This is a genomic window from Rhodoferax sp. (genome assembly GCF_018063565.1).
GTDB lineage: Bacteria > Pseudomonadota > Gammaproteobacteria > Burkholderiales > Burkholderiaceae_C > Rhodoferax.
Genome location: NZ_JAGPBB010000058.1, coordinates 1 through 24,361 on the forward strand (window position 1 = coordinate 1; position 24,361 = coordinate 24,361).

Sequence of the window (24,361 nt, forward strand, 5' to 3'; positions counted from 1 at the left end):
TCGCACCGCCTGTTTGCGCCGTTCATATTGGGCCTGACGCGACAGCCTTCTTCCGTCTTCTTTTTCCATGTCCGCTACATGGGGGCAAGTTGAGCTATTTCAATAGTTAGTTGCCGGGTCTATAGGTGCCGCCAGCGCGTTCCAGATCTCAAGACTGAAGTCGGCTACACCGGCTTCTGCCATGCTGGGCAATTCGGGTGCCAGAGCACTGCGTCCGCTGGAAGTGACACCAATGGCGCGCAATTTGTCACCCTTCAGTTGCGACATGGCCAGCGCAGGTGGCAGCATCGACAGGTGCAATTGCCCGCCAATCATGGCAGTGGCGACCTGTGGGTAACCTGGGTACGGGACATGAACGGGCCGGATGCCGGTTTTGCTGGCGAGTAATTCCATGCCAATGTGGCCAATGGTGCCGACCCCCGGCGAGCCATAACTCCATTGATCGCCGGCACGTTTGCCCGCTGCAAAAAAGGCGCGGGCATCGCTGCCCGGTGCGTTCTTTGGAGCCATCAGCACCAGTGGCGATACACCAATCAGGCTGATGGGCGTCAGGTCTTGGAGGGGGTCGAATCCGAGTTTGGGGTTGAGCAACTTGGCTGTGGTCATGTTGCCGTTGATCATCAAGCCCAGCGTGTGGCGATCAGTCGCCTTTGCAACCAGGTCCGCCGCAATGTTGCCGCCTGCACCAATCTTGTTTTCAACCACGACCGGTTGACCCAGCAGCTTGGCCAATGGCTCAGCCAGCGTACGCGCGGTCAAATCCGGAGATGATCCGGCCGGGAACCCCACCACCAGCTTGATCGGTTTGCTTGGCCAGTCCGGTGTTTTCTGGTTATTTTGGCCTTCAGCCCAATTTGTTAAAGGGCTTGAAGCTATGAAAATAGATGCAATCCGGCGGTCGATGCGGATCATGGCAATGTCCTTGAAAACTCCGGATCAAAACCCCGGCTGCAGTCTCTTGATACGCTATCGGGGTGAGCTGGGGGGATTCTCGCAGCGCTGAGCCGATCTTCTGAAGATGTTCAGGTCAGGCAAACTCAACCAGCGATTTCTTCATCTTTTTCATGGCAGCGACTTCGATCTGTCGAATTCGCTCGGCGCTGACGCCGTACACCGCAGCCAGATCGTGCAGCGTCATGCCGCCGCTGTTGTCGTCATTCACTTTGAGCCAGCGCTCTTCCACAATATGACGGCTGCGTGCATCCAGTGTATTCAGGGCGTGCGCCAGGCCATCGCTGGCCAGCATATCGCGGTGGTGCGCTTCGATGACGGCCGTGGGTTCATGGCTGGCATCGGTCAGGTAGGCGATCGGGCCGTAGGCGTCCTCGCCGTCATCAGACGGGCTGGGGTCGAGCAGCACGTCGCCACCAGACAGGCGGGCTTCCATCTCGATGACTTCCTCGCGTTTGACGTTGAGTTCGGTGGCCATCGCGTCGATCTGACTTTCGCTCAGCGTGTCGCGGTGACTGTCCAGGTCAGCCATCGCGTCTTCACTGCGAAATCGTTGTTTCATCGACCGCAGGTTAAAGAACAGTTTGCGTTGTGCCTTGGTGGTGGCCACTTTGACCATGCGCCAGTTCTTCAGGATGTATTCGTGAATTTCAGCTTTGATCCAGTGCAGCGCGTAACTCACCAGCCGCACGCCTTGTTCAGGATCAAAACGCTTGACCGCCTTCATCAAACCCACATTGCCTTCCTGGATCAGATCGCCATGTGGCAAACCGTATCCAAGATACTGGCGCGCGGTCGACACGACCAACCGCAGGTGCGACAAAACCAGCTTTCCGGCGGCTTCGAGGTCGTTGTCGATCTGGAACTTGCGTGAATACAGCTGCTCTTCTTCCAGTGTGAGCATGGGCATACGGTTCACCGCAGAAATATACGCATCCAGGTTTCCCAGCGCCGGTACCAGCGCCCAAGGGTTGGCCAGGGTCAATGCCGTGCTGGGTGTGCCAGTATGAACAGTCATGCCAGAACTCCTTTCAATCAATGGTGTAAATGTTAGCACTCTCTATGATTGAGTGCTAATAAATAAGTTCAATGACTTGCATCGTGTCCGGATTTGGCAAAAAACCGGACAGCTGCCTGGGTGAGCTGGCCTGAAATTCTCAACCGCGCAGGGGACGGCCCCGGGGAACATGGATCACCAAGGCCAGCGTCACTCCGGCCAGACACAGACAAGCCGTAACCAGCCAGGTCCACTGCCAGCCACCAGTTTGCGCTGCCACCCAGGCGATCAGTGGCGGGCCGACAAATTGCCCGGTGGCCGACCACTGCTGCATGAAACCCACGGTGGTGGATACCGTCCCGGCATCGGGTGCCAGGCGCACGGCCAGCGAAAACAAGGTGCCCGGGATCAACCCTCCAAGTGCTGAGAACAGCAGCACACTGGCGTAGCGCAACACCGGGTATTGCTCGAGTCCCCAAGGCGCAAAGGCTCCAAAGGCGCCAAGGGCCATGCTGACAAAGCCCAGCACAAGCACGCGGTGAGCCAGCATGCCACGTTGCAGCAAGTGTCCCGACAGCACATTGCCCACCACGTTGATCAGTGCCACAGTGGCACTCAATACCCCCGTCAAGGCAGCGGAGAGGCCCATCTGCACCATCAAGGTGGGCATAAAGCCAATCACCGCCAGCCATTGTGCGGAATAGACCGCAAAGCTCAATGCGACCAACCAGGGTCCACGATGGGTCAGGGTCAGCACCAGTCGCATCCAGAGGCCAGTCGCTGGCGGCGGGGGCGCAGGGTTGGGGGGTGGGGTCTGAGGCGATGGGTCTGAAGGGACCTGCCACCAGACCAGCCCGGTGGCGATTGCAGTCATGCCTGCCAGCAGCAGCCACCAGACCGGCCAGGCAAAGCCCGCCAATAGCCAGGGACCGGTCAGCAAGGCGAGGGCACTGCCCAAGGGCATGTAACTGCCCCACCAGCCTAGCCTGGCGCTAAGTTGCTGCGGCGCAACACAGGACCGAATCAGGGCGGGCGCCGGCATCACTGCCAACAGAAAACCCAGGCCTTCCAGTGCCCGCAGTATCAACAGGCTGCCATAACTGGAGCAGATTGCACCCAGCGTGCTGGCGGTCGTCAGCAACATCAGGCCTGCCAGCAGGGTGCGTCGCAAGCCCAATGCATCAGCGCTCAAGCCCACCAGCAAGCCCAGTGTCATACCAGCAAACTGCACCATCGACAGCAAGAAGCCACTTTGCACCAGCGTCACCCCCAGCGCCTGCTGCAAAGCCGGTAGCGCCGGTGGCAGTTTGCCCACATGCAGGGCCGCTGAAACACCCGCCAGCAATACCACGGTGGCCGGATGAAAGCGTGTGAACGATGCCGGGACGGGGTCAGACGCAGCGGGTGGTCGCCCGATCGCAGTCGGTTTTGGCACGCGAGCCAGTCCGCTATTGTTGGTCAGGTGCTTGCAGCAACGTCAGATTCCGAGGTGGCCGGGTCACCGGCGCAGCGCTGGCCGGTCAAGTGGGTCGCCTCAATGACCGGATGGTCGATCTTGTGCAGAAACGCCAGCGCCACCTTGAGTGGGGCATTGAACAGCCGGGCAATATCGGCTACATCGTCGGGCACTGCGGCGTTGTTCCAGTCAACGGCGGTGTGGCGTGCCAGACGGACGGCCAGCAAGACGCATTGCACATTGGGTCGCTCGGCACGGCGTGGGTCGCTGATGCTGACCAGCAGTTCCGGCAAATGCCACAGTTTCATCAGCGACAGCTGCAAATCGGCCAGGTCAATGCCCAGCACCGATTTCTGGATGACGCTGGAGCGCAGGGTTGAGTCGGCTTCTTGCGCCAATTGGATTTGTACCGCCAGCGTGGGCGCGTGCAACCAGACCAGAATTTCGGCAAAGTCATGCAGAAATGCGGCCTGGTGAATCACGGTGGCGTCGGTATCACCCCGATGCACCGCAAAACCCAGTGCAAACTGCCCCGCGCGTTCGGCCCGATTGAGCAGTTTTTTGACACCACACAGCGCTTCGGGCTGGTCCGCCAGCCAGTCTTCGACCGTCGCTTGTGGCCCAAAGCGCCGGAAAAAGGGGCTGATCCCCATCAGCACCAGCGAGGTGGTGACTGACTCGGTCTCGGTCATGGTGGCCGGGCGGCGCAATGTGGCCACGTGCGCCAGTAGCTTGAGTGTCATGAGCGGGTCGGATTGAATCACGGCGGTGAGCATGTTGGCGTCAACATCGTCTTCAATGGCGCGCAATTCTTCCAGTGCCTGCGCCGTAGCCGCCAGCACCGGGATTTCGGCGTCGCGAAAATAGTGCGTCCACGCGCCAATGTGGGCCAGTGCCGACGTCAGGTAGCGCGGTTGTGGTTTGGCTGTGTGGGTGTCTTCGGTCATGTCGCCGCATCCTTTGTTCGGGTCGCGAGTATGCGGGGCAGCGCGTCACGGGTCAAGCTCGATAATGGCATCCCAACTCGTCTACTTTGAGCGATATGACAACACCACCACGATCTTCGGTCAGCAATGCCACTCAACCCCGCCTGACCAGCCTCTCCCATGGCGGAGGCTGTGGCTGCAAAATTGCGCCCGGCGTGCTATCGAGCATTCTCAAAGGCACCAGCGCCATGCCGATACCTCCGGAGTTGCTGGTAGGGATTGAAACCTCGGACGACGCCGCGGTGTACCAGCTCAACGACCAGCAGGCGCTGATCGCCACGACCGATTTTTTCATGCCCATTGTCGACGACCCATATGACTTTGGCCGCATTGCTGCCACCAATGCCATCAGTGACGTGTATGCGATGGGCGGCACGCCCATCATGGCGCTGGCGTTGGTGGCCATGCCGATTGCGGTGTTGTCTCTGGAGACGATCGGGCTGATTTTGGAGGGTGGGGCGAGCGTCTGCCGCGCCGCCGGTATTCCGATTGCAGGTGGCCACACCATCGATTCGGTGGAACCGATTTACGGGCTGGTTGCCATGGGGCTGGTACACCCGGCTCGCGTCAAGAAAAACGCCAGTGCCCGCGTGGGTGACCGGCTGGTGCTGGGCAAGCCGATTGGTGTGGGAGTTCTGTCAGCAGCACTTAAGAAAGAGCAACTCGACGTTGCTGGTTATGCACAGATGATGACAGTCACTACCCAGCTCAACACCCCTGGGCCGGTGCTGGCGGCTCTGGCAGGTGTTCATGCCATGACGGATGTGACCGGCTTTGGCTTGGCCGGTCATGCGCTTGAACTGGCGCGGGGTGCCGGTTGCACGGTCGAAATCGACTGGGCACGGGTGCCGCTGCTACCTGGCGCGCGCGCACTGGCTCAGGCCGGCCACGTCACCGGTGCATCGGGTCGAAACTGGGCCGCCTATGGAAACGAGGTGGCGCTGCCCCCGCACTTTGCGCCGGTTGATCAGGCCTTGTTGACGGACCCGCAAACCAGCGGTGGTCTGCTGGTGTCGTGTGCCCCGGAGTCGGTTGACGAAGTACTGGCGGTGTTTCACCGCATGGGGTTTGATCAGGCCGCTGACATCGGCGAAGTCAGTGCTGCGCGGCCCGACGCCCGGTTGGTGCTGCGCTGAAAGGTTACTCGCCCCGGCCTTTCGCCGATCAGCTTAACCGGAAGGCTGGCGGTACTTGCGGATAAAACCGCGATCAATGCGATCTTTCAGCCACCATACCCAGCGCCCCTCGGCTGACCAGCTGCCCCAGCTGGCAATGGCGTATTTTTCACCACACGCCAGCAAGTTGAGTGTTTTGACCTGCGGTATGTACGGGCTCGGCGCGACACCGCCCAAAACTGCGCGCAGGTTGCGGGCCAGCGGCGGGCCGGCGCGCACGGCATAGACACCACTGCGCGCCAATGATTGGTCGACGCGGGTGGCGACGTCGCCCGCAGCAAACACCTGTGGGTGGCTGGTGGAGCGCTGAAATACGTCCACTGCCACAAAACCCTGCTCGTCGAGTGCCAGTGTGCTGTCCTGCAGCCAGGCCGGTGCCTGTGCACCAATGGCGACGATCGGCACGTCGCACGCCAGATGAGCGCCGCTTGCCAGTGCGACAGCACCCGCACTGATGCCAACCGCGCGCTCACGCAGCAGCGTGATGTGGCGCTCTTTGAGCACCCGCACCAGGCGCGACTGCACCGAGTCCGGGTAATTGGCCCCAACGGCACTGTCACCGCTGAGCAGCGTCACCGACGAGCCATTGAGCTGGTGGGCCACCGACATCGCCAGCTCAATACCGGCGGCACCGGCACCGATCACGGCCACCCGGAGCGCCCGTTCGCCGGCCAAGGCCAGAACCTGGGGCCATAGGGCGGCAAAGCCTTCAATTGGCCGCACAAACAAGGCGTGTTCGCGTGCACCGGGCATCATGTGTTCGATACGCTGGCGATCCTGCACCGGGCCGCTGTTGATTGACAGCAGATCAAAGTCCAGGGTGCTGCCATCGTCGAGCGTCAGCACGCGGGTTGTGGCGTTCAACCCCACGACGCTGCGTTGCAGCCAGGTCACACCGCTGTTGGTCAGCAGCGGCGCCAGCGGGATGACACAGTCCTCCAGCGTGTAGTGTCCGGCGACAAAGCCGGGCATCATGCCCGAATACAACTGGCGTGGGTAGGGTGCCACCAGCGTGATCTTCGCCCCGGCAGGTGGTTGCGCTGCCAGGGTGGACAGCAGGTGCACGTGGGCATGACCCGCGCCGAGCATCACCAGATGTTTCATCAAAATATCGAATGGTTCAGGGCAAGCTGCGCAGTCCGGACAGTCTGGCTTCACTTCGCCCCTGTGTATTGTCGCTGTCTGCACCAATGGCGATCGCCATCACCGGCGGCAAGGTGCTGCTTTCGCTGCCGAACAGACGCATGAAATCATCGGCAATGTGTCGCTGCTGCGCCACCCAGACCCCGGTGGCAGATTCTTTGCCATTCAGCACGATGCTGCGCACCCGGGCCGTGTACGGGTTGGGCTGCAAACTGCCAGCGGCATAGCGACTGTCCCATAGGTAACACAGGGTGGCGCTTGGCAAGTCCTGCCTGGTCACGGTGCGCGCCAGCGACAACGCGGCCCGCTGCAGCAGCGGGATGTCCTGCAACGGCTGACGAAACATCACACACAGCTTGATGGCAGCGTCATCACCTGCTTTGGTGGCGATGTCGGCCTGCGTCAGCGGCTGCACCAACTGCCAACGCCAGGCCAGTTCGGTCGGCGGTGCCCCCTGCCAGGCGTGTGTCAATACGCCATAAGACGCTTCGGTGCGCACTTGCAGATACGCCTCGTCACCCTGGACGCGCCAGTCAAAATGTGTCAACGGCTGCTTGCGGTCGGGCAGGCCGCTGAGTTGCCAGGCCGGGTGGAGGTGGTGGTCAGCCACGCCCAGCGGCGCCAATGTCGGCGGTTTGCCGGTGTCGCTCAGCACTGGGAAAACTTGGCAAAAAGTGTTGCTAGCGCTTATCCATAAAGCACTTGTTGCTACAAGTTTGATCGTGAACCCGGTTAGCAAACGCATCGCAATCTGGGCCAAAAAATCAGGCAAACGTCCGCCAACCCCACCACAGCCGGGTGATGATGGTCGTCAAACAAAGGGCCGCAAACCCGTAGGCCAGCTCGACGAAGTAGCCAGGCCAGAGACACATGGCACAGAAACAGGCCAGGGTTTCACCGGCCTCGGTCAGTCCACCCAGAAAGTAAAACGACTTGTCCGGGTAGTTCAGATTGTGCAGGCCACGTTTGGCAGCGAAGGTGGCAAAGGCGAGAAAACTCGACCCTGTGCCAATGAAGGCGAACAGCAACACCGCTGCCGGCAAGGCGTTGCGTGCGGGATCATGCAGTGCAAAGGCCAGCGGAATACTGCCGTAAAACAGGAAATCCAGAGTGATGTCCAGAAACCCACCCGCGTCGGTGGGCTGCGTCAAACGCGCCAATGCGCCGTCGAGCGCGTCACACAACCGGGATAACAAAATGGTGACAAGGCCCGTCAGAAACGCGCCTGTCGCTATCTGGTATGCCGCCAGGACTCCGAGGCCAAATCCCAGCAGCGTCAACTGATTGGCGCTCAGCCCCAAACGGTGGACAGCCTGCGCGAGCCGACCCACCGCCGGTTGGATCAAACGGATGGCCGATCGGTCAAACATGCCGGTCGAACAGGATTGCTCCGCACCGTGTTCACCGCCTGAGCGCACCCATCAGGAGTCTTTGGAAATCTTGATCGACGGAAACTTGTTGGAGAAGTCCTTGTTCTTGGCGGCAATCGCCAGCGCCACCTTTCGTGCCACGCCTTTGTACAGGCCAGCGACTTCGCTGTCGGGGTCAGACACCACACTGGGGTGGCCGCTGTCGGCCTGCAGGCGGATCTGCATGGCCAGGGGCAGGGCGCCCAGGTAATCGGCCTTGTACTCGGCGGCCATCTTCTTGCCGCCGTCAGCGCCAAAAATGTGCTCGACATGGCCGCACTGGCTGCACACATGCACCGCCATGTTTTCCACAATGCCCAGAATGGGCACACTGACCTTCTCAAACATCTTGATGCCTTTGCGCGCATCGAGCAGGGCGATGTCTTGCGGCGTGGTGACGATCACCGCGCCGGTCATCGGCACCTTCTGGCTCAGCGTGAGCTGGATGTCACCGGTGCCGGGTGGCAAATCGACGATCAGGTAATCCAGATCTTTCCAGTTGGTCTGACGCAGCAACTGCTCAAGCGCCTGCGTCGCCATCGGACCACGCCAGATCATGGCTTCGTCAGCGGGCACCAGAAAGCCGATCGACATCACCTGCACGCCGAAGTTTTCCATGGGCTCCATGGTCTGGCCATCGCTGCTCTCAGGCTTGCCGTCGATGCCCATCATCATCGGAATGCTCGGACCATAAATGTCGGCGTCGAGCAAACCCACTCGCGCGCCTTCGGCCGCCAGCGCCAGCGCCAGATTCACGGCGGTGGTGCTTTTGCCCACCCCGCCCTTACCCGAGGCCACGGCCACCACATTTTTCACGCCCGGCAGCAGCGCCACTCCGCGCTGCACCGCATGGGCGACGATTTTCACGTTGACGTTGACTGACACATTGACCACGCCGGGCACGGCTTTGGCAGCGGCAATCAGGTCTTTGCGAAAGCCGGCGATCTGGCTCTTGGCCGGGTAGCCCAGCTCGACGTCAAATGCCACATCGCCGTCGCTCACGCTCAGGTTTTTGATGGCTTTGCTGGAAACGAAATCTTTGCCGGTGTTAGGGTCGATGACGCTTTTGAGGGCGTCCATTACGGTGTGTTCGGTTGCGGTCATGGTGATCTCCAAAGGTGCAGTAGTCTAGCCAAGATAAGCTTGCCCTTATGAAACAAGGAAAATTCGGGTTAACCCCAGTTTATCCAGACCCTCGGGTGCGGTTGCGGCCTGCCGTTTTCCGCCCGTTTCAATCTGGCCAGTGGGCTGCGCATTGCACATCACGCTGACGCTTGAGTGGCATCGCCACAGCGCAAGATCCCGTCTTATGATGGAGACCTCACCCACTTGTTGAGGAGCCTTTGATGCGTACTCTGTTGCTTGGCATGATGAGTCTGCTGGCGCTGGCGGTCTCGCCCGCGTATCCTCAGGATTCGATCGGTACCCCGTTTGACAACGCGTTGGCGCAGCGGCTGGGGGCCGATGAACATGGCATGCGCAGCTATGTTTTTGTGCTGCTCAAGACCGGCCCGAACAAGATGCCCGAAGGCCCTGAGCGCGATGAGATGTATCGCGGACATTTCGCCAACATGACGCGCCTGTCCAAAGAGGGCAAACTGGTGCTGGCGGGGCCTTACGATGGGGTGGACGGCTGGCGCGGGCTGTTTGTTCTGGCCGTCAAGAGCATTGACGAGGCACGGGCGCTTGCCGCCACCGATCCGGTGTTGCAAAAGGGTGAGATGGTGGCCGAGTACCACCGCTACTACGGTTCTGCCGCTTTGATGCTGGTGCCCGAGGTCCACGAGACTTTGGCGAAGAAAAAGTTCTAGGCGTACCCACCTGAATGCGTGGCCCGCCATGGTCATTTGCCTGGCAACCCGGGCGTGGCGCGACCGCCCGGCGGATTGAGGCTGATGCGGGCGACGTCAGATGGTATTGCAGTTGCTATGATTCCCGGCCCGGTCAGAATGACCTTGCCCAACATGTGAACGCCCATGACCCAACGCCAACTCTTTGTTACCACCGCGCTGCCTTACGCCAACGGCAATTTTCATATCGGCCACATCATGGAGTACATCCAGGCCGATATCTGGGTGCGTTTTCAGAGGATGATGGGCAACACAGTGGACTTTGTCTGCGCCGACGACACCCACGGTGCGCCGATCATGATTGCCGCAGAAAAGGCAGGTGTCACGCCGCAAGCGTTTGTGGCGGGCATTGCCGCCGGGCGCAAACCCTATCTGGACGGCTTTCATATCGGATTCGATAACTGGCACAGCACCGACGCTCCCGAGAACCACGAACTGGCGCAAGCCATTTACCGAGGCCTGCGTGACAACGCTGACGGCAGTCTGATTGAAGTGCGTGCTATCGAGCAGTTTTATGACCCCACCAAGGGCATGTTTTTGCCCGACCGTTTCATCAAGGGCGAGTGCCCCAAGTGCCACACCGCAGACCAGTACGGCGACAACTGCGAGAACTGCGGCGCGGTTTATGCGCCCACCGACCTGATCAACCCGTTCTCTGCGCTCTCAGGCGCCAAGCCCGAATTGCGCACGTCTGAGCATTATTTTTTCAAACTGTCTGATCCACGCTGTGTGGCGTTCCTGCAGGAATGGACACAAGACGGCAAGCTTCAGCCCGAGGTTGCCAACAAGATCAAGGAATGGTTCTCTGAGCGCAGCAACCCGGATGGAAGCACCAGCACCGGCCTGGGGGACTGGGACATCAGCCGCGATGCGCCTTACTTCGGTATTGAAATTCCCGATGCACCGGGCAAATACTTTTATGTCTGGCTGGACGCACCCATTGGTTATCTGGCCTCGCTGAAAAACCTGCTGGGCAAACGCGGTGTGGATTACGAGGCCTATATGGCCAATCCGTCGCTGGAGCAGTACCACTTCATTGGCAAGGACATTGTCACTTTTCACACCCTGTTCTGGCCCGCGACGCTCAAGTTCAGTGGCCGCAAGGTGCCCACCAATGTCTTTGTGCACGGTTTTCTGACCGTGAACAACGGCGAGAAGATGAGCAAAAGCCGCGGCACCGGGCTGGATCCGCTCAAATATTTGAGCCTGGGTATGAACCCGGAGTGGCTGCGCTACTACCTGGCAGCCAAACTCAGCGCGCGCAACGAAGACATCGATTTCAACGCCGACGACTTCATGGCGCGCGTCAATAGCGACCTGATTGGCAAATTTGTCAATATTGCATCGCGGGCGGCGGGTTTCCTGTCCAAGCGGTTTGAAGGTAAATTGGGCCATGTGCCCGAGGATGGTGCGGCCTTGCTGCACCAGTTACGCATCGAGCGCGCCAGCATCGAACTGATGTACGAGGGCCGCGAGTACGCCAAGGCGCTGCGTGAAACCATGTTGCTGGCCGATCGCGTGAATGCCTACGTCGACGCCAATAAACCCTGGGACCTGGCCAAACAGGTGGGGCAAGAGGAACGCCTGCAAGGTGTGTGCACGGTCTGCATCAAGGCGTTCCGGGTGCTGAGCTGTTACCTCAAGCCGGTGTTGCCCGAATTGGCGCGGCAGGTGGAGGTCTTTTTAAACATCGCGCCCCTGAGCTTCAATACCATTGGTGAACCACTGCAAACCGGCCATGTCATCGGCACTTACCAGCACCTCATGCAGCGCGTTGATGCCAAGCAACTTGAGGCACTTTTTGAGCCTCCAGCCCAGGTGGAGAAAGCGCAAGCAGCTACTGAATTGAAAGTTGATCTGCACCCCGGTGGCGAAGCCATTGCCCCCACTATCGGGATCGACGACTTTGCCAGGATTGACCTGCGCATTGCCAGGATCGTCGCTTGCCAGGCCGTGGCGGGCTCGACCAAACTGCTGCAGCTGACCCTGGACGTGGGCGAAGTCGATGACGCCGGTCAGCCTAGAACCCGCAATGTGTTCAGCGGTATTGCCAGCGACTACAAGCCCGAAGACCTCAGCGGCAAGCTCACCGTGCTGGTGGCCAACCTGGCACCACGCAAAATGAAGTTCGGTGTGAGTGAGGGTATGGTGCTGGCGGCCAGCCACGCCGACGAGAAAGCCCAACCTGGCATTTATGTGCTGGAGCCCTTTGCTGGTGCACAGCCGGGCATGCGGATTCATTGAGCCACTGCGCGCTTTGAGCAATTCTGTGGGTGCCTTCATGCGGATCGGCTGATCACACTTTGTAGAATGTTGTTGAAACAGGTGGCTGACTCTTCCTGTGCGCCAACTCAACCCAGGACTTCATGTATGCCCACTGTCAATTTCAGCGTCCCCGAAGATGTCAAGGAAGCGTTCAACAACACTTTTGAGGGGCAGAACAAAAGCGCGGTGATTGCCGACCTGATGCGTGAGGCGGTGGACCGGGCCAAGGGTCAGCAACGTGCCAAGGAAGCTTATCAACGCATTCTGCTGCGGCGTCAGCGCGCTCCGGTGATCACCGACACCCAGATTCGTGCCGCGCGCGAGGAATGTCGCGCATGATCGCCGTCGTCGATGCCAGTGTGGCGTTCAAGTGGTTTCTGGCGGGGCATCCACAGGAGCACGACACCGATCTGGCGCTGAAAATTCTTGAACAGTCGGTGTTGGGTTTTTTGACCTTTGTGCAGCCGCCGCATTTTGTCGCTGAGGTTGCAGCCATGCTGATGCGTCTGAAGCCCGTCGACGCACGCGACGATCTGCATGATTTGCTCAATATCCGCTACCAGCTCGTCGCCTCACCCGAGATGTATGTGACTGCGCTCAAACTGGCCATGCGTTATCAGCACCATTTGTATGAAACGCTTTACCACGCCGTGGCTTTGCACACCCCGGGTGCCACGCTGATTACCGCCAACCAGGCCTATGTCACGCAGGCCAGCAAAGAGGGCAGCATTACCTTGCTCTCGGAGCTTGAGCATGGCTAGTGCGCCATCCTTGTGACGACGCTTACTTTCTTACTTTCCAGCCATGCGTCCCGCCCAACTGACCGCTCTGCTTGAACGCGAATTTCTCAGCACCGCTGAGGGTCACCATACCCCTGTCATGCTGTGGGGGCCGCCCGGCGTGGGCAAGTCGCAGATCGTGGCGCAGATCGGGCGGCGTCATCAGGTACCGGTGATCGACATTCGCCTGTCGCAGATGGAACCGTCAGACTTGCGTGGCATTCCGTTTCGGGTGGGTGACCTGGTGCAGTGGGCGGTGCCTGCCATGTTGCCCGATGCACAGCGCCACGGCCCGCACGGGGTGTTGTTTCTGGATGAGATCACCTCGGCACCGCCCGCGGTGTCGGCCGCCGCTTATCAGCTGATTCTGGATCGACGCCTGGGCGACTACCACATCCCCGATGGGTGGGTGATCTTTGCCGCCGGCAACCGACAGGGCGACCGGGGTGTGACCTACGCCATGCCGGCACCATTGGCCAACCGTTTTTCGCATTTTGAAGTCGTCGTCAATCTGGATGACTGGGTTGTCTGGGCTTACGCCAGTGGGATTGACGAGCGGTTGATTGCGTTTTTGCGCTTCAAACCCGAGTTGCTGTTTGCCTTTGATGCGGCGCGCACGCTGGCGGGAGAAATGGCCTTCCCGAGCCCGCGCTCGTGGGAGTTTGCCCACCGTGCATTGCAAAAATTTGACCAGACCCCCGACCTGTTGACTGCCGCGTTGTGCGCCTGTGTGGGCCACGCAGCCGGGGTGGAGTGTGCGGCGTTCATAGACAGCTTGGAGCGTCTGCCGGATCTGGACGCCATCGTGGCCGGGCAGGAGGTGGCGGTCCCCACCGAGCTGGATTTGCAATACGCCGTTGCCGCGGCACTGGCGGGTCGCGCCTTGCGCGCGAAAGGTCAGGTGCAGTCCAAGCAGGTATGGGGCCACATCCTGAACTATGCGCAGCGCCTGCCGCTCAAAGAAATGGGCGTGATGCTGGTCTCCGACATGCACCGGGGCATTGGTTCGGCCCTGTTTGCGGTGCCAGAGTTTGCGGGTTGGGCTCATGCCGTTGCAGACCTCGTCCTCTACGAGTAACGATGGCCTGGGCCATGTCGGCGTGGCGCGACAACCGGGTACCGCGGCTGGACTGCCCGCCACATGGAGTGTGGCCACGCGTCGGGCCGCGGCGGCCAAACTGGCAGCCGCGCGGGCCAGGCTGATTCTGGATAAACCGTTTCTGGGTGCGCTGGTGTTGCGCCTGCCACTTGTGGAGGCGGGCCATTGGTGCAAAACCACTGGCACCGATGCGCGCAAACTCTATTACAACCCGCAGTGGGTGGACGCCCTGAGCAGTGCGCAAACCCAGTTTGCGCTGGCGCATGAAGCCTTGCACTGCGCGCTGGGCCATTTCGCCCGCCGTGGCAGACGGGTGCAACGCATTTGGGATCTGGCGTGTGACTTTGCGATCAACCCGCTGCTGCTTGACGAAGGGCTCCAGCCACCCCTGGGCGCCCAGGTGCTTGACCTTTACCGGGGCATGGCGGCCGAAGAAATATACCCCTGTATCAGCGATACGCTCGACAGCGAGCAGTTTGACGACCATGTGTGGGATGGCGATGACGGCGGTCAGGCCGGTGGCGGCAATGGTGAAGCCCAAGACCAGGGGCAGGGTGGCGGCGCGCAGCCACCCGGGCCATCGGCTCAGGCGGGCGGTCAGCCCCAGGCTGCTGAGCCGCAAGCAGACCCGCAGAGCGGGAGCGCGAGTCCGCCACCGGTGGACCCGCCTGATTCGCCGGGTGATCGGCAAGACGGGCCACCCGCGCCTTTGAGCGCACAACAAAAAGAACAGTTGCAACAGCAGTGGCAGCGCTTCATGGCCGCGGCGGCGCAGCGCGCGCGTGAGGCTGGCAAACTCTCGGGGGGGATGTCCCGTTTGCTGCAGGACGCGCTGGCACCTCAGGTGTCGTGGCGTGCGGCGCTCGCGCACTACCTGTTGCAGCTGGCGCGTGACGATTACAGCTGGCAGCGTCCCTCGCGGCGCAGCGATGGCACCGTAGGCGAGCCGCTTTTTCCCAGGTTGCGCAGCCACAGCGGTGACATTTATGTGGCTTTGGACACCTCAGGCTCGATTGACAACACCGCTTTGGCGCAGTTTGCCGGGGAACTCAATGCCATCAAAGGCACCCTGCCGGTACGCATTACTTTGTTGGCATGCGATGCGGCATTGGCCCCTGATGGCCCCTGGGTGACTGAGGCGTGGGAGGCATTTCAACTGCCGCGCACCTTTGCCGGGGGCGGCGGTACCGCCTTCGCGCCGGTGTTTGACTGGGTCGAGCGCGCGGGGGTGCAACCCGATGCGCTGGTTTACTTCACCGATGCACAGGGCCAGTTTCCGGCCATCGCACCCAACTACCCGGTGCTGTGGCTGGTCAAAGGCAAATCACCCGTGCCCTGGGGGCAGCGCATTCAGCTGAACTGAGTCATGGCCGCTGAACTATCCCCCGAAGACGAGTTGCGCCTCAACGTCCTGCTGGCCGGTGAGGTGCTGGCGGTGCGTGTGGATGAGGGCCAGCAAACCCTTTACGCGCTGACCGCCAGGGGTGAGGCCAAGGTGGTGCTGCACCGCAACTGCCGACCTGACTTGTATGCACAGCGCGTGCGTGAATTGCTCGGCGGCCACGCCATGGGTTCACCCGGCGGGTATCCAGTGCACCTGATGCGCTGGAACAGCATGGGGCAGAGCAGCGCACGCAGTCTGGAGGCATTGCTCAAGCTCGGTGAGCCCGAAGCGGTGCGCGCCGTAGCACAGGCCCCCAGCATCACCGATGAACTTGCCCGGCGCGCCTGGTGGGCCTTGCCCACAATGGAGATCGCCCGTTACTTGCTGGCGCACCGGGTGGTGTGTACCGGCATCATGGGGCCGGTGCTGGCAGAATTCCTGATCGAGCATTTGCCGTTTGAAGAAGATCCGATTCAGGCCATGAACGCAATTCGCGCCGTGGTGGGTGCGGGTTTGATGGCGCCGGACAAAGTCCCCTCGCTCTGGGCCAAATCCAAACACCGGCCTCACTACTTTCTCGGGTTTCTGGAGCACCAGCCCGACGACTTGCCACCTGAACCGCCGCGGGTTCTGAGCGGCGCAGAGGCGCAAACCCTGGCAGAGGCTTTTGCCGTTGATGACCCGTGGGCCAAGACCTTGCTGCGCAGTCATGGCCCCAGTGGCCAGAGCTTCCTGCGTGCCATGCTGCTGGCGCTGGAAAAGCCACCGGCGCCTGAGGCGGTGTTTCTGGCGCTTGACCTTTTGGGTCACTATTTTGCCGCCTTACGCCATCTGGCCCTGCCTGCGGGTTGGCCCGAAACGTTGCAGCGCGAGGCCCTTGCGATGGCAGATTTGCGCCAGGTCAGCCAACAGCTTGCGTTGCCGATTCTTGCCAAAACCACGGCCGTGGGGCCGCTGATGCGTCGTCATCTGGAGCCAGTGCTGGCACCGCTGCTGATGCAAATGCAAGTATTGCGAGGCAAGGCATGAATACCGGCCTCACCATCGACCCAGACCTGCCACAGATGATGCAGCCGTGTTTTGCCATTGCACACGTCAAACGTGGCGCGCGCAAGCGCTTTCCCGAGAACTGTGTTGACGTCATGCGCGATGAAGCCAGTGCACGGGCTCTGGCGCGCCCCGAACTCGGTCAACACGCGGTTGAGGTGGTCGGTCCGTCGCGCTCGTCCGAGGGTCTTCGGCTCTACTATCTGGTGCGCTGGCTGGATCCATGATCAGATTCAGCAAGGTTTGAAATTGCCGCTGCCGCCACGGGCGGACGGTGCCATCAACCTTGGCTTGGCGGCTCGAGGCATGTTGGTCTGGATGGCAGAGATTTGTCCTGGACAATGGACTGCAAAAGTGATTTATCCTCGCAAGCCGCCTTCCTGCGAAAATGTGCGCACCACCATGGACATGCCTGATCACGCCCCCCTGACCCAAACTGAAGCCGAGCACGCCACCGGACTCAGCCGCGAGGTGCTACGCAAGTGGGAGCTGCGTTACCAGTTCCCGATGCCAGTGCGGGGTGATCGGGGTCAGCGCCTGTACGCACTGGCTGATGTGGAGCGACTACAGCTCATCGCCCGCCTGGTGCACTGCGGCCAGCGGCCCAACAAGCTTATGGCCTTGTCATTGGCCGATCTGCATGCCACGCTGGACTGCTGGGGGCAGGATGCCGACGCCACCCAACACCAGGCAGGTTTGCTGGACTGCCTGGCACCGGGGTGTGAGCCAGGTGCCGTGCTTGCCTACCTGGAGCAGCTGATCAATGAAAACGGACTGGCCAAGTTCGCGCAGACGTTGCTGCCAGCTTTCAATGACGCGGTGGGCATCGCCTGGGCCAATGGGCGCTTGGGCATCCATATGGAGCACCACTATACCGAAGCCATGCGCCAGACGCTGTATGCACGGCTGGCCAGGATGCGCCCCAGCACTGCCAAACCCCGTGTGCTGCTCACCACCCCGCCCGGCGAGTTGCATGGTTTGGGCATGATGGGTTTGCAGGTGGCGCTGGCCGTGCAGGGTGCGCACTGCGTGAGCCTGGGCACCCAGACGCCACACCCAGAGGTGGTGCGAGCGGTGCGCGACCTGGAAATTGGCGTGGTGGCCATTTCAATCAGCGAATGTATGCAGCCTGACGCGTCTTTAAGCTACCTGACCCAGTTGCGCCAGGCCCTGCCCACCGATTGCCACTTATGGGTGGGCGGGTGCGGTATGTTGCCCTTGGTCGCGCAAGTGCCGCCGGGCGTGGCGCATTTTGACGGCGTGGCGCAGGCCGTTTCTGCGTGGCAGCAAATGCTAAGAAAATAGAGCCTGTTAACGCCTTCTGGAAAAGCGGCGAACCAAGGTTGGTCTGGCGAGAATGCCTTTCATCGGTTGCTGGGTCGTGCGGCAACGTCGTTAAACCGCCTGCGAAATTACGGTGCGCTCGATCAGCCGGTCGTCGCCCAGCACAATCATCGAAAACAGCAGCTCATCCAGACTTGCCGCGAGTGCCGTTTTGCGCGCCAAGAGCGGCGTGGCCTGCGGGTTGAGCAGTACAAAGTCAGCTTCGCAGCCGGGCAGAAGATTGCCCACCACACCCTCCAGGTCCAGCGCCTGCGCTGCACCGGCCGTGTGTTGCCACCACAGGTGCTGCGGACTCAGGCTCAAACCGGCTTTGTTTTGCCCCTCGCGTGCCACATAGTAGGCTCCCAGCATGGTATGAAACGGGCTGAAACTGGTGCCGCCACCGACATCGTTGCCTAAACCGTAGTCAAATCCGATCCGGTCTGCCCCCGCATAATCAAAAAAACCACTGCCCAGAAAAAGGTTGCTGGTCGGGCAAATGGCAGCGGCGGCACCGGTGTCGCGCATCAGGCAACGGTCGTCGTCGTCAAAGTGGATGCAATGGGCGTAGATAGCGCGTCGACGCATCAAGCCAAAGTCGTGGTAGGTGGACAGGTAGCTGCGGGCGTCGGGAAACAGCTCGCGCGCCCAGGCAATCTCCAGGCGGTTTTCTGCCACATGCGACTGGATCCAGACGCTGGGAAAACGCGCTGCCAAATTGCCCGCGCCGCGCAGTTGCGCGTCACTGCTGGTGGGCGCAAAGCGCGGCGTGATGGCGTAGCCCAGGCGGTCGACGCCGTGCCAGCGGGCAATCAGCGCTTCGGTGTCGATCAGGCTTTGCTCGGTGGCGTCCACGCGGCCCTGGGGTTGATTGAGCAGGTCGTGCGGGGCGTGGCGGTCCATCAGGCACAGGCCGGTGATCAGGCGCAACTGGCGGCGCTGCGCCGCTTCGAACAGCGCATGCACCGACTGCGGGTGTGAGGTGGCAAATGTCAACGCGGTGGTGATGCCATTGCGCATCAGCTCTTCTATAAAAAAAGTAGCTGCCTGCGCACAGTAGTCTTGGGCTTCGAAGCGTTTTTCTTCAGGGAATGTGTAATTCTCCAGCCACGGCAGCAGGCCTTCTGCGGGCGAGCCGATCACATTGCTTTGCGGGTAGTGGCTGTGCAGGTCGACAAACCCCGGTGCAATGATGCGATTCCTGAAGTCCTCTACCGGTACATCGCAAAAACGAGGCTGCAGCGTTTGCCAGGAACCGACGGCCAGGACCACCTGCTTTCCGGTCTTGTCGGGGCCGGTGACAAGCAAGCCGTCCTGCTCAAAGACGGCGCGATGCCTCGGATCGCCCTCGGGCTTGAAATACAGAAGTTGGGCACGATAGGCTTTCATGATGGCAAGCTTACCCAATTTTCAATGGCGATGGTCCATGGTTTGGAAGCTGCTGCTGTGGTAATGCCCGATTTTCACATTCAGTGCCAGCCCAAGGCTGGCTGACCGAGGTCGATCGTGGTCACGTAAAGGGACCTGCCCAGCAAACCCCATGTGCGGCTCAGTCACAACGTGGCTGCGATAATCAGGACATGAACTCCGCCACCAACATTCCGAAGGTATCCTTATGGCGCCCCATTATGGCGATGATGATTGTCATCATCTCATCCAACTACCTGGTGCAGTTTCCCATCAATGACTGGTTGACCTGGGGAGCATTCACGTTTCCGGTGGCTTTTTTGGTGACAGATCTGACCAATCGTGCGGTCGGAGCCCCAGCCGCCCGGCGCGTGGCCTGGACCGGTTTCGGGATTGCCGTGCTGGTGTCGCTGGCGTTGGCGCCGTGGCGAATTGCGGTGGCCTCCGGTGTGGCGTTTATTGTCGGGCAACTGCTCGATATCGTGGCATTTAACCGGCTGCGCGCTCAGTCCTGGTGGAAAGCGCCATTGATTGGCTCTTTGGTGGCCTCTGTGGTGGATACCGCCATTTTCTTTTTTCTGGCCTTTGCAGGGTCCGACATGAACTGGCTGATGCTGGCCGTGGGTGATCTTGCGATCAAATGCCTGATGGCAGCGTTGTTGTTGGCGCCTTACCGGGCGATGTTGCCGCGTCTGCAAATGTGGGCGCCGGCAAGCCGCTGAGCGGGCGGTGCTGACGGGGCTTTATTCAAAGGTTTCAAAAAAGCTGTCGAGACGATCCTGCCAGGCCCGCTTGACTGACTCGGTGACAAAGCTGGCCGCAAAACTGTTGTGCGCCAGCTGGTAAGCATGTTCCGCGCCCAAGCCCAATGCAGCAAAGGTCTGCGTGAAGTTGGCGTTGATGTAGCCACCAAAATAGGCTGGATCGTCGGAGTTGACTGTGGCTGCAATACCTGCATCCAGCAGCTGGCCCAGATTGTGCTGTGACAAATCTTTGAATACGCACAGCTTGAGGTTGGAGAGCGGGCAGACCGTCAGCGCGATCTTGTCCCGCGCCAGTCGGGCCATGAGCGTCGGGTCCTGGATGGCTTGCACGCCGTGGTCGATGCGCTCAACTTTGAGTGCATCCAGTGCGCCCCAGATATAGGCCGGAGGTCCTTCTTCTCCTGCGTGGGCCACCAGACGCAATCCCAGGCTCCGCGCCTTGGCATAGACACGGGTGAACTTTTCGGGCGGATGCCCCACTTCGCTTGATGCCAACCCCACGCCAACCAGTTTGTCCAGATGTTGCTGGGCCTGCTCCAGAGCTTCGAACGCTTCAGCCTCACTTAGGTGGCGCAAAAAACACAGGATCAGGCTGGCGCTGATCCCCAACTGGGCCCGGGCGTCGACGCAGGCACGGTGCAAACCCTGGATCACCACCGATTCGCTGACACCGTGCCCGGTGTGGGTTTGTGTGTCAAAGAAAATTTCGGCGTGAATCACCTGGTCGGCTGCAGCACGCTGCAGGTACGCCCAGGTCATGTCATAAAAATCCTGCTCGGTGCGCAACACCAGCGTACCGGCGTGGTAGATGTTCAAAAAGTCCTGCAGATTGTCAAACACATAGGCCTGCTTGAGCGTGGCTACATCGGGGTAGGGCAGGGCCAGGCCGTTGCGCTGGGCCAGCGTGAACATCAATTCAGGTTCCAGTGAACCTTCGATGTGAATGTGCAACTCGGCTTTGGGCATATGCCGCAGCAGGTCAGGCAGGCGCCGTGGGGCAATGGGACGATGGTTGTGATGCATAGGTTGGGGCTCATTGTTCGGAAGAATGATAGCAGCCAGGGCATATTTTGTATGCGCTGGAGGCTATTTTCTTCTAAATTTACTCATGTCTCAGCGCTTCGATCGGGTCCAGACGTGCGGCACGGCGAGCCGGGAAATAACCAAACACCACACCGATGCCGGCCGAAAACACAAAGGCCAGCAAATTGACGTTCCAGTTGAAGACAAACGGCACATCCATCAGCCCGGCCACACCCATCGATGCGCCAAACGCCAGCACCATCCCAACCACGCCACCCAGCGCTGACAGCACCACCGCCTCGATCAGAAACTGCATCAGCACCTCGCGCTCCAGCGCGCCGATAGCCAGGCGCAGGCCAATCTCGCGGGTGCGCTCCGTCACGCTCACCAGCATGATGTTCATGATGCCGATGCCGCCCACCAGCAAGCTCACCGCCGCGACCGCACCGAGCAGCATGGTCATCACCTTGGTGGTGCTGGCAAAGGTTTCACCGAGCTGTTTGGTGTCGAGCACATTGAAGTTGTCATCTTCGCCGTCGGCGAGTTTGCGCCGTTCGCGCAGCAGGTCGGTCAGCGCCGCTTTCACCCGCTCGGGGTCGGCACCGTCCTGCATCGACACCAGCAGCGTTTGCACTCGGGTGTTGCCGGTAATGCGGCGCTGCAGTGTGTGCAAGGGCGTCAGCACCACGTCGTCCTGATCGTTGCCAAAGGCACCCTGACCCTTGGCGCCCAGCACACCAATGACGTCGCAGGCAATCTGTTTGACCCGGATCGACGCCCCCACAGCACTGGCACTGCCAAACAGCTCGCGGCGCACGGTCTCGCCAATCAGGCACACCGCGGCACCACCACGCTGCTCATCATCGGTGAACTCGCGCCCTTCGGCAATTTTCCAGTTGCCGGTGATCAGCCAGCTGTTGGTGCTGCCGATCACGCTGCTGGCCCAGTTGCGGCCGTCGGCCACAATGCTGGCACCGCTGCGCGCCTCAGGTGCAACCGCCAGCAGTCCACCCACCTGGGCCTCAATGGCCACTGCATCGGCCTCTTTGAACGGTGGTGCACCGGCACTGCCACCCGGGCCGCCCATACGCTGGCCAGGGCGCAATTGCAACAGGTTGGTGCCCAGCCCCGAAATCTGGTTCTGAATCGCCAGCGTGGCACCATTGCCCACGGTGACCATGGTGATCACCGCGCTGACGCCAATCACAATGCCCAGAATGGTGAGAAAGGAGCGCAGCAGATTGCGCCGGATGGAGCGCAGTGCCAGCAGCAGGGTGCTCAGCAACATCAGTGCACCTCCACGGTGGCCGGATTCAACGCCACCGGGTGGGCATTGCGTGCGTCGCTGGCGACCACGCCGTCGACAAAGCGCACGATGCGTTTGGCGTAGGCTGCCATATCGCTCTCGTGAGTGACCATCAGCACCGTAATGCCGTGCTCGACATTGAGTTTCCAAAGCAGGTCCATGATCTCGTGGCTGCGCTGGGTGTCCAGGTTGCCGGTGGGCTCATCAGCCAGCAGCACCGCGGGTTCGGTGACGATGGCACGCGCAATCGCCACGCGCTGCTGCTGGCCACCCGACAGTTCAGCGGGGGTGTGGTGTTCCCAGCCCGCCAGCCCCACCGAGGCCAGTGCTTTTTTGGCCGCCGCATGGCGCTGTTTGGCGGGCTCGCCGCGGTACAGCAGAGGCAGCTCGACGTTCTCCTGCGCCGAGGTGCGCGCCAGCAGGTTAAAGCCCTGAAACACAAAACCCAGGTAACGCCGGCGCAACAGTGCACGCTGGTCGCGGCTGAGTTGTTCCACATGCACCCCGTTAAAGATGTATTGCCCGGTGGTGGGTGTATCCAGGCAGCCCAGTGTGTTCATGGCGGTGGACTTGCCCGAGCCGCTTGGGCCCATGATGGCAACAAAATCGCCCGTGTCGATCGCCAGGTCCACGCCTTTGAGCGCTTGCAAGGCGGTGGCACCCTGGCCATAGATCTTGGTGACACCCAGCAATTGGATCAGGGCTGCCTGACTCATGGTTTTTTGGCAGCTGGACTGGCCGCAGCGGCGCTGCTTCGTTGCTCGGTGATCACGGCCATGCCCTCGGCCAGCTCGCCATCAGTGATCTCGGTCATTCGGCCATCACTGATGCCCACCTTGACGTTGAGCGCCACCGGTGCGCCATCGCGCAGCACCCACACCTGTTTGGCGGGTCCGCCCGGGCCACCGGCCTTTTTCTGCCCGGTGCGTGGCATGCGTGGCATCATTTTCGACATGATGCCACCCCCGCTGGCCTTGGCCGATTCCGCGCCAGCAGGGTCGGCTGGCGCAAAGCGCAAGGCGACATTGGGTACCAGCAACACATTTTGCCGCTCCACTGCGGTGATGGTGCTGGTGGCGGTCATGCCCGGGCGCAGGCTCAGGTCGGCGTTGTCGACGTCCATTTGGGTGACGTAGGTGACGACGTTGTCGGTGATGGTGGAGCCATAGGACACCCGGGTGATGGTGGCCGGAAAGCGCCGTGTGGCAAAGGCGCTCACGGTGAAGCTGGCCTTTTGACCCACTTGGACGCGGCCTACATCCGCTTCGTCCACGTTCACCTTGAGCAGCAGCTTGCCCAGGTCTTCGGCAATCGTGAACAAGGTGACCGCCTGCAGTGACGCGGCGACTGCATTGCCGGGATCCACCGAACGGGTCAGGATCATGCCGTCGATGGGCGAGCGGATTGAAGCCTTGGACAGATTGGTTTCGTCCGTGGCGAGAGACGCCCTGGCTGAATCGAGGTTGGCGCGGGCGCTGGCCTCGGCGGCCACAGCACGCTCCAGGCTGGCGCGGGCCGCATCGAGTTCGGCTGCCGAGGGCACTTTGCCACCTGACAGCCGTGCCACTTCCTCCAGCCGCGCCAGGCTGGCCTTGGTTTCCTTGAGCGTGGCAGCGGTTTGTAGCAGCTGGGCCTGCGCGCTGGCCAGCGCGGCGCGCGAGCGCGTGACCTGGTCGGTGAGTTTGGCCGTGTCCAGCTCCACCAGTACCTGCCCTTTTTTGACCCGGTCGTTGACATCGACCAGCACGCGCAGCACCGTACCCGAGAGTTCGCTGCCGATGTTGACCAGGCGTGTGGGCTGCAGCGTGCCATTGGCGGTGACTCTGAGCGTCAGGTTGCCTTTGGCGGCCGCTTCTGTGACGTAAATCGGCGCCGCTTTGGCCTGCTGGCTGGCCGACCAATAAAAATAGGCTGCAGTACCGCTGGCCAGCAGCGCCAGGCCAATCCACAGGCTGCGCCGTCGCCACCAAGTGGGCTTGGGGGGCTGCGCCAGCAGG

Annotated in this window: 24 protein-coding genes; 11 read left to right on the top strand and 13 right to left on the bottom strand. The window is 61.0% G+C overall.

Translation table 11 applies throughout. The annotated features are described in order from the left end of the window. Positions 1 to 99: 99 nt before the first annotated feature. The 4 genes from KBF66_RS13285 to KBF66_RS13300 all read right to left on the bottom strand — a co-directional run bounded on the left by KBF66_RS13285 (position 100) and on the right by KBF66_RS13300 (position 4,351). On the bottom strand, positions 100 to 912 hold the full coding sequence (locus tag KBF66_RS13285; RefSeq protein WP_296657628.1) for a tripartite tricarboxylate transporter substrate binding protein: 813 nt from the start codon (positions 910 to 912) through the stop codon (positions 100 to 102). 115 nt (positions 913 to 1,027) lie between these two features. Further along, positions 1,028 to 1,969 (bottom strand): RNA polymerase sigma factor RpoH, encoded by a 942-nt coding sequence (rpoH, locus tag KBF66_RS13290; protein WP_296657631.1) that lies wholly within the window; start codon positions 1,967 to 1,969, stop codon positions 1,028 to 1,030. Positions 1,970 to 2,108: 139 nt separating this feature from the next. Further along, on the bottom strand, positions 2,109 to 3,365 hold the full coding sequence (locus tag KBF66_RS13295) for an MFS transporter (RefSeq protein ID WP_296657689.1): 1,257 nt from the start codon (positions 3,363 to 3,365) through the stop codon (positions 2,109 to 2,111). A gap of 41 nt (positions 3,366 to 3,406) precedes the next feature. Then, complete coding sequence (locus KBF66_RS13300; RefSeq protein WP_296657634.1) at positions 3,407 to 4,351, bottom strand: HDOD domain-containing protein; 945 nt, start codon at positions 4,349 to 4,351, stop codon at positions 3,407 to 3,409. Between the two features lie 95 nt (positions 4,352 to 4,446). On the opposite strand from KBF66_RS13300, the gene selD reads away from it, so the two are divergent. Further along, positions 4,447 to 5,526 (top strand): selenide, water dikinase SelD, encoded by a 1,080-nt coding sequence (gene selD, locus KBF66_RS13305; RefSeq protein ID WP_296657637.1) that lies wholly within the window; start codon positions 4,447 to 4,449, stop codon positions 5,524 to 5,526. 33 nt (positions 5,527 to 5,559) lie between these two features. On the opposite strand, the gene KBF66_RS13310 is transcribed toward selD, so the two are convergent. The 4 genes from KBF66_RS13310 to apbC all read right to left on the bottom strand — a co-directional run bounded on the left by KBF66_RS13310 (position 5,560) and on the right by apbC (position 9,221). Next, positions 5,560 to 6,669: an FAD-dependent oxidoreductase gene (locus KBF66_RS13310; RefSeq protein WP_296657639.1), complete on the bottom strand. Its 1,110-nt coding sequence runs from the start codon at positions 6,667 to 6,669 to the stop codon at positions 5,560 to 5,562. A 16-nt stretch (positions 6,670 to 6,685) separates the two neighbouring features. Continuing rightward, positions 6,686 to 7,363, bottom strand: a complete 678-nt coding sequence (locus tag KBF66_RS13315; protein WP_296657640.1) for a DUF3047 domain-containing protein — start codon at positions 7,361 to 7,363, stop codon at positions 6,686 to 6,688. A gap of 109 nt (positions 7,364 to 7,472) precedes the next feature. Then, positions 7,473 to 8,078 carry a CDP-alcohol phosphatidyltransferase family protein gene (locus KBF66_RS13320; RefSeq protein ID WP_296657643.1) on the bottom strand — a complete coding sequence of 202 codons (606 nt, stop codon included), beginning with the start codon at positions 8,076 to 8,078 and terminating at the stop codon, positions 7,473 to 7,475. A 51-nt stretch (positions 8,079 to 8,129) separates the two neighbouring features. After that, a complete protein-coding gene (apbC, locus tag KBF66_RS13325) occupies positions 8,130 to 9,221 on the bottom strand; it encodes an iron-sulfur cluster carrier protein ApbC (protein WP_296657645.1) in 1,092 nt (363 codons plus the stop codon). Positions 9,222 to 9,463: 242 nt separating this feature from the next. Here apbC and KBF66_RS13330 point away from each other — a divergent pair, with 242 nt between their 5' ends. The 9 genes from KBF66_RS13330 (at position 9,464) to KBF66_RS13370 (ending at position 17,846) form a co-directional block, all read left to right on the top strand. Beyond that, positions 9,464 to 9,928, top strand: a complete 465-nt coding sequence (locus KBF66_RS13330) for a YciI family protein (RefSeq protein WP_296657648.1) — start codon at positions 9,464 to 9,466, stop codon at positions 9,926 to 9,928. A gap of 165 nt (positions 9,929 to 10,093) precedes the next feature. Then, the gene (metG, locus tag KBF66_RS13335; RefSeq protein WP_296657650.1) at positions 10,094 to 12,211 is read left to right on the top strand and encodes a methionine--tRNA ligase; all 2,118 of its coding nucleotides are present in this window, start codon (positions 10,094 to 10,096) and stop codon (positions 12,209 to 12,211) included. Between the two features lie 126 nt (positions 12,212 to 12,337). Next, positions 12,338 to 12,571, top strand: coding sequence for a hypothetical protein (locus tag KBF66_RS13340; protein ID WP_296657652.1), 234 nt, complete (start codon positions 12,338 to 12,340; stop codon positions 12,569 to 12,571). Then, complete coding sequence (locus KBF66_RS13345) at positions 12,568 to 12,993, top strand: type II toxin-antitoxin system VapC family toxin (RefSeq protein WP_296657653.1); 426 nt, start codon at positions 12,568 to 12,570, stop codon at positions 12,991 to 12,993. Before KBF66_RS13340 ends, KBF66_RS13345 begins: the two co-directional genes overlap by 4 nt. Before the next feature lie 43 nt (positions 12,994 to 13,036). After that, the gene (locus KBF66_RS13350; protein WP_296657656.1) at positions 13,037 to 14,089 is read left to right on the top strand and encodes a MoxR family ATPase; all 1,053 of its coding nucleotides are present in this window, start codon (positions 13,037 to 13,039) and stop codon (positions 14,087 to 14,089) included. After that, entirely contained in the window at positions 14,058 to 15,473 is a 1,416-nt protein-coding gene (locus KBF66_RS13355; protein WP_296657659.1) for a VWA-like domain-containing protein, read from the top strand. The genes KBF66_RS13350 and KBF66_RS13355 overlap by 32 nt, the downstream gene beginning before the upstream one ends. Before the next feature lie 3 nt (positions 15,474 to 15,476). After that, positions 15,477 to 16,523, top strand: a complete 1,047-nt coding sequence (locus tag KBF66_RS13360; RefSeq protein ID WP_296657662.1) for a hypothetical protein — start codon at positions 15,477 to 15,479, stop codon at positions 16,521 to 16,523. After that, the gene (locus KBF66_RS13365; RefSeq protein WP_296657665.1) at positions 16,520 to 16,768 is read left to right on the top strand and encodes a hypothetical protein; all 249 of its coding nucleotides are present in this window, start codon (positions 16,520 to 16,522) and stop codon (positions 16,766 to 16,768) included. Before KBF66_RS13360 ends, KBF66_RS13365 begins: the two co-directional genes overlap by 4 nt. Before the next feature lie 175 nt (positions 16,769 to 16,943). Continuing rightward, the gene (locus KBF66_RS13370) at positions 16,944 to 17,846 is read left to right on the top strand and encodes a MerR family transcriptional regulator (RefSeq protein WP_296657670.1); all 903 of its coding nucleotides are present in this window, start codon (positions 16,944 to 16,946) and stop codon (positions 17,844 to 17,846) included. Between the two features lie 90 nt (positions 17,847 to 17,936). On the opposite strand, the gene guaD is transcribed toward KBF66_RS13370, so the two are convergent. Beyond that, positions 17,937 to 19,253 (bottom strand): guanine deaminase, encoded by a 1,317-nt coding sequence (guaD, locus tag KBF66_RS13375; protein WP_296657673.1) that lies wholly within the window; start codon positions 19,251 to 19,253, stop codon positions 17,937 to 17,939. Positions 19,254 to 19,498: 245 nt separating this feature from the next. On the opposite strand from guaD, the gene KBF66_RS13380 reads away from it, so the two are divergent. Further along, positions 19,499 to 19,993 carry a queuosine precursor transporter gene (locus KBF66_RS13380; protein WP_296657693.1) on the top strand — a complete coding sequence of 165 codons (495 nt, stop codon included), beginning with the start codon at positions 19,499 to 19,501 and terminating at the stop codon, positions 19,991 to 19,993. A gap of 21 nt (positions 19,994 to 20,014) precedes the next feature. Here the strand turns inward: KBF66_RS13380 and KBF66_RS13385 are convergent, their stop codons facing one another. The 4 genes from KBF66_RS13385 to KBF66_RS13400 all read right to left on the bottom strand — a co-directional run bounded on the left by KBF66_RS13385 (position 20,015) and on the right by KBF66_RS13400 (position 24,360). Further along, positions 20,015 to 21,058, bottom strand: a complete 1,044-nt coding sequence (locus KBF66_RS13385) for an adenosine deaminase (RefSeq protein ID WP_296657676.1) — start codon at positions 21,056 to 21,058, stop codon at positions 20,015 to 20,017. Between the two features lie 79 nt (positions 21,059 to 21,137). Beyond that, on the bottom strand, positions 21,138 to 22,346 hold the full coding sequence (locus KBF66_RS13390) for an ABC transporter permease (RefSeq protein WP_296657679.1): 1,209 nt from the start codon (positions 22,344 to 22,346) through the stop codon (positions 21,138 to 21,140). Continuing rightward, complete coding sequence (locus KBF66_RS13395) at positions 22,346 to 23,080, bottom strand: ABC transporter ATP-binding protein (protein ID WP_296657682.1); 735 nt, start codon at positions 23,078 to 23,080, stop codon at positions 22,346 to 22,348. The genes KBF66_RS13390 and KBF66_RS13395 overlap by 1 nt, the downstream gene beginning before the upstream one ends. After that, complete coding sequence (locus KBF66_RS13400) at positions 23,077 to 24,360, bottom strand: efflux RND transporter periplasmic adaptor subunit (RefSeq protein ID WP_296657686.1); 1,284 nt, start codon at positions 24,358 to 24,360, stop codon at positions 23,077 to 23,079. The genes KBF66_RS13395 and KBF66_RS13400 overlap by 4 nt, the downstream gene beginning before the upstream one ends. Position 24,361 lies beyond the last annotated feature (1 nt).

Excerpts from the sequence above, each read along its gene's own strand:
- KBF66_RS13285 (WP_296657628.1), bottom strand. The coding sequence starts at position 912 with ATGATCCGCATCGACCGCCGGATTGCATCTATTTTCATAGCTTCAAGC.
- rpoH (WP_296657631.1), bottom strand. The coding sequence starts at position 1,969 with ATGACTGTTCATACTGGCACACCCAGCACGGCATTGACCCTGGCCAAC.
- KBF66_RS13300 (WP_296657634.1), bottom strand. The coding sequence starts at position 4,351 with ATGACCGAAGACACCCACACAGCCAAACCACAACCGCGCTACCTGACG.
- selD (WP_296657637.1), top strand. The coding sequence starts at position 4,447 with ATGACAACACCACCACGATCTTCGGTCAGCAATGCCACTCAACCCCGC.
- KBF66_RS13310 (WP_296657639.1), bottom strand. The coding sequence starts at position 6,669 with ATGAAACATCTGGTGATGCTCGGCGCGGGTCATGCCCACGTGCACCTG.
- KBF66_RS13320 (WP_296657643.1), bottom strand. The coding sequence starts at position 8,078 with ATGTTTGACCGATCGGCCATCCGTTTGATCCAACCGGCGGTGGGTCGG.
- apbC (WP_296657645.1), bottom strand. The coding sequence starts at position 9,221 with ATGACCGCAACCGAACACACCGTAATGGACGCCCTCAAAAGCGTCATC.
- KBF66_RS13330 (WP_296657648.1), top strand. The coding sequence starts at position 9,464 with ATGCGTACTCTGTTGCTTGGCATGATGAGTCTGCTGGCGCTGGCGGTC.
- metG (WP_296657650.1), top strand. The coding sequence starts at position 10,094 with ATGACCCAACGCCAACTCTTTGTTACCACCGCGCTGCCTTACGCCAAC.
- KBF66_RS13340 (WP_296657652.1), top strand. The coding sequence starts at position 12,338 with ATGCCCACTGTCAATTTCAGCGTCCCCGAAGATGTCAAGGAAGCGTTC.
- KBF66_RS13345 (WP_296657653.1), top strand. The coding sequence starts at position 12,568 with ATGATCGCCGTCGTCGATGCCAGTGTGGCGTTCAAGTGGTTTCTGGCG.
- KBF66_RS13350 (WP_296657656.1), top strand. The coding sequence starts at position 13,037 with ATGCGTCCCGCCCAACTGACCGCTCTGCTTGAACGCGAATTTCTCAGC.
- KBF66_RS13355 (WP_296657659.1), top strand. The coding sequence starts at position 14,058 with ATGCCGTTGCAGACCTCGTCCTCTACGAGTAACGATGGCCTGGGCCAT.
- KBF66_RS13360 (WP_296657662.1), top strand. The coding sequence starts at position 15,477 with ATGGCCGCTGAACTATCCCCCGAAGACGAGTTGCGCCTCAACGTCCTG.
- KBF66_RS13365 (WP_296657665.1), top strand. The coding sequence starts at position 16,520 with ATGAATACCGGCCTCACCATCGACCCAGACCTGCCACAGATGATGCAG.
- KBF66_RS13370 (WP_296657670.1), top strand. The coding sequence starts at position 16,944 with ATGGACATGCCTGATCACGCCCCCCTGACCCAAACTGAAGCCGAGCAC.
- guaD (WP_296657673.1), bottom strand. The coding sequence starts at position 19,253 with ATGAAAGCCTATCGTGCCCAACTTCTGTATTTCAAGCCCGAGGGCGAT.
- KBF66_RS13380 (WP_296657693.1), top strand. The coding sequence starts at position 19,499 with ATGATGATTGTCATCATCTCATCCAACTACCTGGTGCAGTTTCCCATC.
- KBF66_RS13385 (WP_296657676.1), bottom strand. The coding sequence starts at position 21,058 with ATGCATCACAACCATCGTCCCATTGCCCCACGGCGCCTGCCTGACCTG.
- KBF66_RS13390 (WP_296657679.1), bottom strand. The coding sequence starts at position 22,346 with ATGTTGCTGAGCACCCTGCTGCTGGCACTGCGCTCCATCCGGCGCAAT.
- KBF66_RS13395 (WP_296657682.1), bottom strand. The coding sequence starts at position 23,080 with ATGAGTCAGGCAGCCCTGATCCAATTGCTGGGTGTCACCAAGATCTAT.